This is a genomic window from Streptomyces antioxidans, assembly GCF_000968685.2.
Classification (GTDB): domain Bacteria; phylum Actinomycetota; class Actinomycetes; order Streptomycetales; family Streptomycetaceae; genus Streptomyces; species Streptomyces antioxidans.
Window position 1 is genome coordinate 155,056 of sequence record NZ_LAKD02000001.1, and the last position, 12,679, is coordinate 167,734.

Sequence of the window (12,679 nt, forward strand, 5' to 3'; positions counted from 1 at the left end):
ATGGCCGATCAGAACGGTCCCCACTTGCCGCTGACGGCCGCCCAGTCCGGAATGTGGCTTGCCCAGCAGGTGAACCCGGACAACCCGATGTACAGCATCGCCGAATGCGTCGAGATATCCGGTCGGGTCGACCCGGCGCTGTTCGAAGCCGCGCTGCGCAGGACCGTGGACGAGGCGGACACCCTGCGGCTGCGGTTCGTGCCCGGCCCGCAGGGCCCCCGCCAGAGCGTCGAGGACGCCGTGGACTGGCCGCTGCACACGCTCGATGTCAGCGCCGCGCAGGACCCCTCGGCCGAGGCCGAGGCGTGGATGCTGGCACGGGTGGCGGCCCCGGTGGACCTGTCCGCGGGGCCGCTGTTCACGTTCGGCCTGATCACCCTGGCCCCGGACCGGTACACCTGGTTCAGCCGGGTGCACCACGCCATCGTGGACGGCTACAGCTGGTCGCTGATCGTGGCCCGGGTGGCCGCGGTGTACACGGCGCTGGTGGCCGGTGAGGAGCCGTCGCCGAACCCCTTCGGCTCGGTGCGCGATCTGGTGGCCCAGGACCTGGCCTACCGGGAGTCCGAACGGTTCGCCGAGGACCGGGAGTTCTGGACCGGGCGGCTGCAGGGCCTGACCGCTCCGGTGAGCCTGGCTCCCCGTCCCACCCGGGTCCCCACCGACCATGTGCGACTGGCCGGCGAGGTGCCCGCCAAGACCGCGGAGGCGCTGCGCGGGCTCGCCCGGGAGACGTCGGTGAGCTGGCCCGCGGTCACGGTGGCGGCCATCGCCGCGTATGTGCACCGGCTGACCGGGGCCACCGATGTGGTGCTCGGGCTCGCCGTGGCCGCCCGCCCCGACCAGACCGCCCGCCGCACCCCGGGCATGGTGTCCAACGCGCTGCCGCTGCGGGTGGAGGTGGGCCCGGACACGACCGTGGCCGGGCTGCTCGGCTCCGTCAGCCGGGAGCTCCACCAGGTGCTGCGCCACCAGCGCTACCGCTACGAGGACGTGCACCGCGATCTGCGCATGGTGGGCGAACGGCAGCGGCTGTGGGGCCCGGAGATCAACTTGATCATGTACGGGACGCCGCTGACCTTCGCCGGCCACCCCTCCACCGTGCGGGGCTTCTCCATCGGCCCGGAGGAGGACCTGTCGCTGGTGGTCGACAACCGGGAGCCCGGCGACGGCTTCCTGATCGACTTCCACGCCAACGCCGACCTGTACACCCGCGAGACCGTCGCCGACCACCGGCAGCGGTTGGTGGACTTCCTCACCTCGCTGGCCGACGCCGCCCCCGGGGACCCCGTGGGGGCGCTTGACCTTCCGCTGCCCGAGGGCTGGGTGCCGCCGGCGCCGGAGCCGGCCGCGCCGCAGACACGGCGGAAGGCGGCCTACCGGGCCCCGCGCACTCCGCGCGAGGAGGCCCTGTGCGCCCTGGTCGCCGAGGCCCTCAAGGTCGAACGGGTCGGCCTGGACGATGACTTCTTCGAGCTCGGCGGCCATTCGCTCTCCGCGATCCGGCTGTTGGGCCGGATCCGGGAGACCCTGGGCGTCGAGCTGTCGGTGCGCACGGTCTTCGAGGCCCCCGTCGTCGCCGAGCTGGTCGCGCGCGCCGAGCAGGCGGACGGTGCCCGGAGGGCGCTGGCGCCCGTGGCGCGCCCCGCCGAACTGCCGCTGTCGCTCACCCAGCAGCGGCTGTGGTTCGTCAACCGCATCCAGGGGCCCAGCGGCGCCTACAACATGGGTCTCGCGCTGCGGCTGTCCGGGCGTCTCGACCGGGAGGCGCTGGGCCGGGCGCTGACCGATGTGATGGACCGTCACGAGAGCCTGCGCACCTACTTCCCCGAGGTCGACGGCCGCCCCCGGCAGCACATCCTCACCACCGCCGAGATGGCGGCCCGGACCGCGCTGACGGTGACCGAGGTGACCGAGGACGCGCTGAGCGCGGCCGTGGCCGCGGTGGTGGCCGAGGGCTTCGACCTGGCGCGGGAACCGGCGGTACGGCCCCGGTTGCTGGCGCTCGGCCCCGGGGAACACGTCCTGCTGGTGGTGTTGCACCACATCGTCGGTGACGGGCTCTCGCTCGCCCCGCTCGCGCGTGACCTCGGCCGGGCCTACACCGCACGGGCGGCAGGGGCGGCGCCGGACTTCGCGCCGCTCCCCGTCCAGTACGCCGACTACACCCTGTGGCAGCACGCCGTCCTCGGCTCCGAGGACGATCCGCGGAGCCCGCTGGCCCGTCAGCTCGCCTACTGGAAGCGGGCGCTGGCCGGGCTGCCGGAGGAGCTGTCGCTGCCGGCCGACCGGAGCCGGCCGCCCGAGATGAGCCAGCGCGGCGACATCGTGCGGTTCGAGATCGGCGCCGCGCTGCACGGCCGGCTGGCGGAGCTCGCCCGGGCCCACGGGGCGAGCCTGTTCATGGTCTTCCAGAGCGCCGTGGCCGTCCTGCTGCACAAGCTCGGCGCGGGCACCGACATCCCGCTGGGCAGCGCGGTCGCCGGGCGCACCGACGCGGCGCTGGACGACCTCATCGGCTGCTTCGTCAATACGGTGGTGTTCCGCAACGACGTGTCCGGCGACCCGGACTTCGGCGAACTCCTCGACCGGGCACGGGAGATGGCGCTGGCCGCCCACGCCCATCAGGACGTGCCGTTCGAGCGGCTGGTCGAGGCGCTTAACCCGGAGCGCTCGCTGGCCCGCAACCCCCTGTTCCAGGTGATGATGGACGTCCAGACGCCGTCCGAGTCCACCCTGGAGCTGCCCGGCCTCGTCGCCACCCCGCAGCAGGTGGACCCCGGCGTCACCAAGATCGATCTGCTCTTCGGACTGGATGAGCGGCCCGCCGGACCGGACGGGGTCACCGGCGTCGACGGACGGCTGGAGTTCGCCACCGATCTGTTCGACCGGGAGACGATCGAGCTGATGGCGGCCCGGTTCCTCCGGCTGCTGGAAGCCGTCACCGCCCGACCGGACCGCAGGCTCAGCACGATCTCCGTGCTCACCCCGGCCGAGCACGAGCAGCTGCTGTACGGCTTCAACCAGGCCCGCACGCTGGAGCCGGGCGCGCTGCTGCCGGAGCTGTTCCAGGCCCAGGCCGCCCGCACCCCCGACGCGCCCGCCCTGGTCGAGGGCGCCGTGACGCTCACCTACGCCGAGCTCAACACCCGCGCCAACCGGCTCGCCCATGAGCTGATCGCCCGGGGCGCCGGGCCCGAGCGGGTGGTGGGCGTGGTGCTGCCGCGCTCCGCCGAACTGGTCGTCGCCCTGCTCGCGGTGGTCAAGGCGGGCGCCGCCTATGTGCCGGTGGACCCCGCGTACCCGGCCGAGCGCATCGCGTATCTGCTCTCCGACGCCGACCCCGCGCTGGTGCTGACCGCCCAGCCGTCCGCCGCCGCGGTCCCGGCCGGGGTGCCGGTGCTCGACGTCCGGGCCTGCGCGGGCACCGTGGAGCGCGACCCCTCGGACGCCGACCGCGTCACACCGCTGACCCCCGACCACCCGGTCTACGTCATCTACACCTCGGGCTCCACCGGCCGCCCCAAGGGCGTGGTGGTGGGCCACCGGTCGGTGGCCGTGTACCTGGCCTACGCGGCGGAGCGCTATCCGTCGGTGGCGGGCGGCGCGCTGCTGCACTCGCCGGTCTCCTTCGACCTGACCGTCACCGCGCTCTACGCGCCCCTGATCACCGGCGGCCGGGTGCGGGTCACCGCGCTGGAGGGACCGGGGAGCGGCGCGCCCCGGCCCACCTTCCTCAAGGCCACCCCGTCCCATCTGGCACTGCTGGGCGTACTCCCCGAGGAGTTCTCGCCCACCGGTGAGCTGGTCGTCGGCGGCGAGATGCTGCTGGGCGAGGTGGTCGCACGGTGGCGCGAGCAGCGGCCCGGCGCCACGGTCGTCAACGAGTACGGACCCACCGAGGCGACCGTCGGCTGTGTCGAACACCGCATCGGCCCCGATGAGCCGGTGCCCGACGGCCCGGTGCCGATCGGCCGCCCCATGTGGAACTCGGCCGTCTATGTGCTGGACGAGGGGCTGCGGCCACTGCCCGCCGGGGTCCCCGGCGAGCTGTACATCGCGGGCGGTCAGCTGGCCCGCGGCTATCTGAACCGGCCGGGCCTGACCGCCGAGCGGTTCGTCGCCGACCCCTTCGGCGCGCCCGGCGCCCGGATGTACCGCACCGGGGACCTGGCCCGCTGGCGGGGGGACGGGGTGCTCGACTACCTCGGCCGCGTCGACGACCAGGTCAAGCTGCGCGGCTTCCGGATCGAACCGGGCGAGATCGAGGCCGCGCTGCGGCGCCACCCGCGGGTCGCCGGGGCCGCCGTGGTGGTCCGCGAGGACCAGCCGGGGCTGCGGCAGCTCGTGGGCTACGTGGTGCCCGCCGAGGGCGCGGCGCCGGACGACGCGGGCTTGCGCGCGCACGCGGCCGGGCTGCTGCCGGACTACATGGTGCCCGCCGCGTTCGTCACCCTCCAGGAGCTGCCGCTCACCCCGAACGGCAAGCTCGACGGCAGGGCGCTGCCCGTGCCCGACTTCGGCGCGGCGGGCGGCGGCGAGGACCAGCAGGCGCCGCGCAGCCGGCAGGAGGAGGCGCTGGCCGGGCTGTTCGCCGAGGTGCTGGGCGTGGAGCGGGTCGGCCTCGAGGAGTCCTTCTTCGAGTTGGGCGGCGACAGCATCGTCTCCATCCAGCTGGTGGCCCGCGCCCGCCGGATGGGCCTGGACCTCGCGCCGAAGGACGTGTTCGAGCACAAGACGGTGGCCCGTATCGCCGCCGTGCTCCCGGACTCCGAGCCCGTCCCGGCCGCCCCGTCCGGCGGGCCGAGCGGCACCGGGGAGCTCCCGCCCACGCCCGTCATGCGCTGGCTGGAGGAGCGCGGCGGGCCCGGCGGGCCGTTCCGCTCGTTCCACCAGTCCGTCCTGTGCCAGGTGCCGCCCGGCGCGGGGGAGGGGGACCGGCTGACGGCCGCCCTGCGGACCGTCCTGGACCACCATGACGCGCTGCGGACGCGCGCCCGCCGGGAGGCGGACGGCCGGTGGGCGTACCGGATCGGCGAGCCCGGCACGGTGTCCGCCGAGGAACTGGTCCGGCGCGTGGAGGTGACCGGCCAGGACCCGGACGCGCTGCGCGAGACGGTGCGCGGCGCCGCCGCGGAGGCCTGGCGCCGGCTGGACCCCGAGGCGGGCGTGATGGTCCAGCTGGTCTGGTTCGACGCCGGTCCCGGGGCTCCGGGCCGGCTGCTGTTCGCGGTCCACCACCTGGTGGTGGACGGGGTCTCCTGGCAGATCCTGCTGGCGGACCTGCGCACGGCGTGGGAGGCGGCGGCCGCGGGCCGCGCCCCCGAGCTGCAGCCCGTGGGCACCCCGCTGCGCCACTGGACCACCCTGCTCCACGAGCGCGCCGCGGACGACGGGAAGCGGGCCGCCGAGGCGGAGCGGTGGGCCGAGGTGCTGCGGCTGCCCGCCCCCGATCTGGTGGACACCCCGCTGGACCCGGAGGCGGACACCGCCGGGGTGGCCCGGCAGCTGACGATGACACTGCCCGCGGAGTACACCGAGCCGTTGCTGACGACCGTGCCCGCGGCCCTCCGCGGCACCGTCCACGACGTGCTGGTCACCGCGTTCGCCCTGGCCGTCACCGACTGGCGGCGGAAGCGCGGACACCCGGGCGGGCCCGGTGCCCTGGTCGACCTGGAGGGCCACGGCCGCCAGGAGGAGCTGGCGCCCGGCCTGGACCTGTCCCGTACGGTCGGCTGGTTCACCAGCATCCACCCGGCCCGGCTGGACCCGGGCGTGGCGGACGGCGACTGGGCCGATCTGTGGGCGGGCGGGGCCGCGGCCGGTGAGGCGCTGCGCACCGTCAAGGAGCAGCTGCGCGCCCTGCCCGACGAGGGCGTCGGCTACGGCCCGCTGCGCCATCTGCACCCGGAGACGGGCGACCGGTTCGCCGGACTGGCCCGCCCCCAACTGCTCTTCAACTACCTGGGCCGTGCCGACGCGCCCGGGGACGGTTCGGCGGGCGACTGGAGTCCCGCCCCGGAGACCGACGCCGTGCTCGGCGACGGCGATCCCGGCCAGCCCCTGTCCCACGCGGTGGAACTCAACGCGGTCGCCCACAAGCACGGGTCCGGGCATCGGCTGACGGCCGTGTGGACCTGGCCCGGGCGGCTGCTGTCGGACGCCGATGTGCGGGAGCTGGCCGACGGCTGGTTCCGCGCCCTGCGCGCCCTGGCCGACCACGCGGAGCGGCCGGACGCCGGCGGCTGGACGCCGTCGGACCTGGCGCTGGTGGAGCTTTCCCAAGACGAGATCGACGGCCTCGAAGCCGAGTGGAGGACGCTGCAATGACGAAGTCGGGCCCCGAGGACATCCTTCCCCTGTCGCCCCTTCAGGAGGGTCTGCTCTTCCACGCGCTGTACGACGAGAAGGGCCATGACGTCTACACCGTGCAGGTGGTCCTGGACCTCGGCGGGGCGCTGGACGTGGCGGCCCTGCGGGAGAGCGCCGCGGCGCTGCTGCGCCGCCACGCCAATCTGCGCGCCGGCTTCCTCCACCCCAAGCAGAGCCGTCCGGTGCAGGTGGTCTCGCGCGAGGTGCGGCTGCCGTGGGAGGAGGCCGACCTCGGCGGGCTCGACGCGGACGCCCGCGCCGTGGAGCTGGAACGGCTGCAGGGCCGGGAGAAGGCGCACCGCTTCGACCTGTCCCGGCCGCCGCTGATGCGGTTCCTGCTGGTGGGTCTCGGCGACGGCGCGTACCGCTTCCTGTGCACCTTCCACCACATCCTGCTCGACGGCTGGTCCACCTCGGTACTGCTCGGTGAGCTCTTCGAGCTGTACGCCCGCCGGGGCGACGCCTCGGCGCTGCCCGCCGTCACCCCCTTCCGGGAGCATCTGGCGTGGCTCGCAGGTCAGGACAACGCCCGTGCCGAGAAGGTGTGGAAGCAGGCCCTGGAGGGCATCGACGCGCCGACCCGGCTGGCCCCGGTCGATCCGGGGCGGGCGGTGGTCCACCCCGAGCAGCTGGTCATGGAGCTGCCTGAGGCGGAGACCGAGGCCCTGTCGGCCCGGCTGCGCGGGGCCGACCTGACCTTCTCCACCGCCGTGCACGGCTCCTGGGCGCTGCTGCTGTCGGCGCTGACCGGCCGTGACGACGTCACCTTCGGCACGGTCGTCTCCGGCCGCCCGCCGGAGGTCGACGGGGTGGAGCGGATGGTCGGCATGCTGATCAACACGCTTCCGGTGCGGATGCGGACCGAACCGGGCCGGCCGCTGGTGGAGGCGCTGGCGGGGCTCCAGCGCGAGCACATGGAGCTGATGCCGTTCCAGCACCTGGGGATGAGCGAGATCCACCGGCTGGCCGGTCACAGCGAGCTGTTCGACACGTACGTGGCCTTCGAGAACTTCCCCTTCGACCTGGAGTCGCTGCGCGCGCTGGCGGGTGAGCTGCGCATCGAGGGCTTCGATGTGCTGGACGCCAACCACTATCCGCTGTGCCTGGTGGCGCACGTCTTCGAGGGCCGGCTGCGGCTGGTGCTCAACTACCGGCCCGACATCTTCGAGCGGCATTACGTCGAGGTCGCGGGCGAGCGCCTGGTGCGCATCCTGCGCACGCTGGTCGACGAGCCGGTGCGTCCGGTGGGGCGGCTGGCGCTGCTGTCCGACCAGGAGCGGCGGACGCTGGCGGGCGGGCCCGCCACGGACCGTGCGGTGGCGCCCGCCACCTTCTGTGAGCTGTTCGCGGCCCAGGTGGCACGGACCCCGGACGCCGTCGCGGTGGAGTCCGCCCAGGAGGCCCTGCCCTACGCGGAGCTGGACGCGCGGGCGGACCGGCTGGCCCAGGCCCTGGTCGGGGCCGGGGTGGGTCCCGAGGCGGTGGTGGCGCAGGTGCTCGGCCGGTCGGCCGAGTCGGTCGTGGCCTCGCTCGCGGTGCTGAAGGCCGGTGCCGCGTATCTGCCGGTGGACCCCGACTACCCGGCCGAGCGGATCGCGTTCATGCTGGACGACGCCCGTCCGGTCGCGGTGCTGACCACCCGGGCGTACGCCCCGGTGGTGCCCGCCGCCCCGGACCAGGCGCTGGTCGTGCTCGATGAGCTCGACGGCCCGGCCGGCGGTGCGGCGGTGGACCGGCCGGACCCGGCACGGGTCCGGCTGGACGGCCCGGCGTATGTCATCTACACCTCCGGTTCCACCGGTGTGCCCAAGGGCGTTCAGGTCACCCACCGTGGTCTGGCCGCGTTCGCCGCGGCGGAGCGGGAGCGGTTCGCGGTGACCGGGGAGAGCCGGGTGCTGCAGTTCTCCTCGCCCAGTTTCGACGCCTCGGTGCTGGAGCTGTGCGCCGCGCTGACCTCGGGCGCGACGCTGGTGGTGCCTGCCCCAGGACCGCTGGCCGGGGAACCCCTCGCCGACGTGCTCGCCGAGCGCCGGGTGACCCACGCCCTGATTCCGCCCGCGGCCCTCGCCAGCGTGCCCGCCCAGGAGCTGCCGGACTTCCGGTGCCTGATCGTGGGCGGGGACGCCTGCCCGGCGGAGCTGGTGGAGCGCTGGGCGCCGGGCCGCCGGATGGTCAACGCCTACGGGCCGACCGAGTCCACCGTGGCCGTCTCGATGAGCGAACCGCTGGCGGCCGACGCCGGTGCCCCGCCGATCGGCGCCCCCGTGCCCGACACCCGGGCGTATGTGCTGGACGGCTCGCTGCGGCTGGCGCCCCCCGGGGTCGCCGGTGAACTGTACGTCTCCGGGGCCGGGCTGGCCCGGGGCTATCTGCGGCGCCCGGCGCTGACCGCCGAGCGGTTCGTCGCCGACCCGTTCGGCCCGCCCGGGGCGCGGATGTACCGCACCGGGGACGTGGTTCGCTGGCGGGCCGACGGGCAGCTGGAGTTCGTCGGGCGCGCCGACAGCCAGGTGAAGATCCGCGGCTTCCGCATCGAACTCGGCGAGATCGAGGCCGTGCTGGCCCGCCATCCGGAGCTGGACGGGGCGGCCGTGGTCGTCCACGAGTCCCAGCCGGGCGTCCGGCAGCTGGTGGCGTACGTCGTCCCCGCCCCGGGCGGGGTGCCGGACCCCGAGGCGTTGCGCGACCATGTGGCGGCGGCGGTTCCCGAGTACATGGTTCCGGCGCTCTTCGTGCCGCTGGCGGCGCTGCCGCTCATGGTCAACGGCAAGCTCGACCGCAAGGCGCTGCCCGTACCGGACTTCGGCTCCACCGGCTCCGGCCGCGAGCCGTCCACCGAGCGGGAGAAGCTGCTGTGCACGCTCTTCGCCGATGTGCTGGGCGTGCCGAAGGTCGGTGTGGACGAGTCCTTCTTCGAGCTGGGCGGCGACAGCATCGGCTCGATCCAGCTGATCAGCCGGGCCCGCAAGGCCGGGCTGCGGTTCAGCCCCCGGGACGTCTTCAGCCACAAGACCGTGGAGGCGCTGGCGAAGGTCGCCAAGGAGGCCAAGGCGCCCGCCCGCCGGGCCGCCGCCCCCACCGACGGGATCGGCGGGGTGCCGCTGACCCCGATCATCCACTGGTTCAGCGAACACGGCGGCCCGGTCGAGCAGTTCAACCAGGCCATGCCCGCACCGGTGCCCGCCGGGCTGGACACCGAGCGCGTCGGGCAGGTGCTGCAGACCTTCCTGGACCACCACGACGCGCTGCGGCTGCGGCTGAGCCGGCTCGAGGACATCGGCGAGTGGACCCTGGAGGTCGCCGCGCGCGGCGCGGTACGCGCCGGGGACTGCCTGCGCCGGGTGGACACCACCGGGCTCGCCCCCGACGCCCTCGCGGCGCTCACCGCCGAGGAGTTCCGGTCCGCGCAGACGCGGCTGGCGCCCGACGAGGGGCGGATGGTGCAGGCCGTGTGGTTCGACGCGGGCGCGGACCGGCCGGGCCGGCTGCTGCTGGTGATCCACCACCTGTCCGTCGACGGCGTCTCCTGGCGCGTTCTGCTGCCCGAGCTGACCGAGGCCCTTCAGGCCGCGGCCGAGGGCCGCCGCTTCGAACCCGAGCCGGTCGGCACCTCGTACCGCAAGTGGGCGCAGTCGCTCACCGCCGCGGCCTCGGAACCGGACCGGATGCGGGAGCTGCCGCTGTGGCGCGAGATGCTCGGCGGCGCCGATCCGGCGCTGGCGGACCGCCCGCTGGACCCGGCCAGGGACACCCTCGCCACGGCCGGACACCTGACCCTGCGGCTGCCCGCTGAGGTCACCGAGCCGCTGCTCGGCCGCGTACCGGCCGCCTTCCACGCCCAGGTGGACGACGTCCTGCTGACCGCGCTGGCGCTCGCGGTCACCGGCTGGCGGCGCCGTCACGGGCGCGGCGACACCTCCTCGGTGCTCATCGGCCTCGAGGGACACGGCCGGGAGGAGATCGTCCCGGGCGCCGACCTGTCCCGTACGGTCGGCTGGTTCACCAGCCTCTACCCGGTCCGTATCGACCCCGGTGAGCTGACCGGGGAGCAGGTGGCGGCCGCGGGGCCGGAGCTGGCCGGGGCACTGAAGCGGGTCAAGGAGCAGCTGAGGGCCATCCCCGACCACGGCATCGGCTACGGCCTGCTGCGCTACCTCAACCCGCGCACCGCCGTGACCCTCGCCAAGTACGCAGAACCCCAGATCGGCTTCAACTACCTGGGCCGTATCGGCGCCGCCGACGACGCCGGGGACGCCGAGGCGGGCGGCCTGGGCGGCGGCGCCGACCAGGCGACCCCGCTGCCGTACACCCTCACCGTCAACGCGGTGACCGAGACCCACGCCGACGGCGCCCGGCTGTCCGTCACCTGGACCTGGCCGGGCGACCTGCTGGACGAGGACCGGGTCGGGGAACTGGCGCGGAGCTGGTTCGACGTGCTGCGGGCGCTGGTCACCCACGCCGACCGGCCGGAGGGCGGCGGGCTCACCCCGTCCGACCTGTCCCTGGTCGAGGTGGAGCAGGCGGAGATCGACCGGCTGGAGGCCGCCCAGCCGGGGATGGCCGACATCCTGCCGCTCTCGCCGCTCCAGGAGGGCCTGCTCTTCCACACCGAGTACGACCAGGACGCCGAGGACGTCTACATCACCCGGCTCGCCGTGGACGTGACCGGCCGCCTGGACGCGGGGGCGCTGCGCGCCGCCGTCGCCGGGCTGCTGCGCCGCCATGACAACCTGCGGGGCGGATTCCACCACACCGCCGACGGCCGGCCCCTCCAGCTGATCCCGCGCGAGGCCGAGCTGCCCTGGCACGAGATCGACCTGAGCGGACTCGGCGAGGCCGAGCGGGAGGCCGAGCTGGACCGGCTGCTGCGGGCCGAGCGGGCCCACCGCTTCGATCCGAAGCGGCCCCCGATGCTGCGCTTCACCCTGATCCGGCTCGGCGCGGACACCCACCGGCTGCTGTTCGCCGCGCACCACTTGCTGCTGGACGGCTGGTCGGCGCCGGTGCTCGCGGGTGAGCTGTTCGCCCTGTACGGCAGCGGCGGCGACGACGCGGCGCTGCCGCCCGTCAGCCCGTACCGGGACTACCTGGCCTGGCTCTCCCGACAGGACCGGGGCGCGGCCGAGGACGCCTGGCGCACCGCGCTGGCCGGGGTCGACGCGCCGACGCTGGTGGCGCCCGGCGCCGCGGGCCGCGAGGCGGTGCTGCCGGGGCGGATCGTGGACGAACTGCCCGAGGAGCTGACCGCCGCGCTGGGCGAGCTCGCCGGCCGGCACGGCCTGACCATGAACGCCGTGGTGCAGGGCGCGTGGGGCATGCTGCTCGCCCGCCTCACCGGGCGGAACGACGTGCTGTTCGGCGAGACGGTCTCGGGCCGCCCGCCGGAGCTGCCGGGCGTGGAGTCCATGGTGGGGCTGTTCAGCAACACCGTGCCGGTGCGGGTGCGGGTCGATCCGGCCGCCTCCCTGCTGGAGACCCTGTCCGCGGTGCAGGAGCGGCGGGTGGAGCTGATGGGCCACCACCACCTCGGCCTGGCCGACCTGCAGCGGCTGACCGGTCTTGGCACGCTGTTCGACACCGCCGTGGTCTTCGAGAACTTCCCCTCCGGCGGGTCGGACGAGCCGGTGCACGGCCTCACCCTGTCCGAGGTCGACACCAAGGGCGACAACCACTATCCGCTGGGCATCGTGGTGATGCGGGACGAGCGCCGCATGGTGCTCAACTGGTACCACCGCCCCGATGTGATCGACCACGCCACCGCCACGGACCTCACCGCACGGCTGCGGCGGCTGCTGGAGGCCGTCGCCGCCACCCCGGAACTCCCGGTCGGACGGCTCGATCTGCTCGGCGCGGACGGGCGGCGGCTGCTGGAGTCCCAGTGGGCCGGGCCCTCGGCCGACGAGCCGGCCGCGACCCTGCCGGAGCTGTTCGAGGCGCAGGTCGACCGCACTCCGGACGCCCCCGCGCTCTTCTCCGACGGCACCGAACTGTCCTACGCCCAGGTCGATGAGCGGGCCAACCGGCTCGCCCGGCTGCTGGCCGAGCGCGGTGCGGGCCCCGAGCGGTGCGTCGCGGTGGCCATGGAGCGCTCCGCCGAACTGGTCATCGCCCTGCTCGCGGTGGTGAAGGCCGGTGCCGCCTATGTGCCGGTGGACCCGGCCTACCCCGCGGAGCGGATCTCCTACATGCTCACCGACAGCGCCCCGGCGCTGCTGGTGACCAGCGCCCAGGTCGACGCCGGGCTGCCCGAGTGCGGCACGCCGCGGCTGGTGGTGGACGACCCCGCGACCCTCGCCGCCCTCGCGGA

2 protein-coding genes (1 of these 2 cut by a window edge) are annotated in these 12,679 nt (G+C 74.8%); both read left to right on the forward strand.

Translation table 11 applies throughout. The features are described 5' to 3' along the window. Positions 1-6,330, forward strand: coding sequence for a non-ribosomal peptide synthetase (locus VT50_RS00695; protein ID WP_075200260.1), 6,330 nt, complete (start codon positions 1-3; stop codon positions 6,328-6,330). Beyond that, positions 6,327-12,679: the 5' end (the start) of a non-ribosomal peptide synthetase gene (locus VT50_RS00700; protein ID WP_046084497.1), read on the forward strand. Its footprint extends 9,127 nt past the window's final position; only the first 6,353 of its 15,480 coding nucleotides appear in the window; the start codon lies at positions 6,327-6,329; its stop codon lies off the right edge, out of view. The genes VT50_RS00695 and VT50_RS00700 overlap by 4 nt, the downstream gene beginning before the upstream one ends.

Coding starts and splice junctions, on each gene's coding strand:
- VT50_RS00695 (WP_075200260.1), top strand. CDS start 1: ATGGCCGATCAGAACGGTCCCCACTTGCCGCTGACGGCCGCCCAGTCC.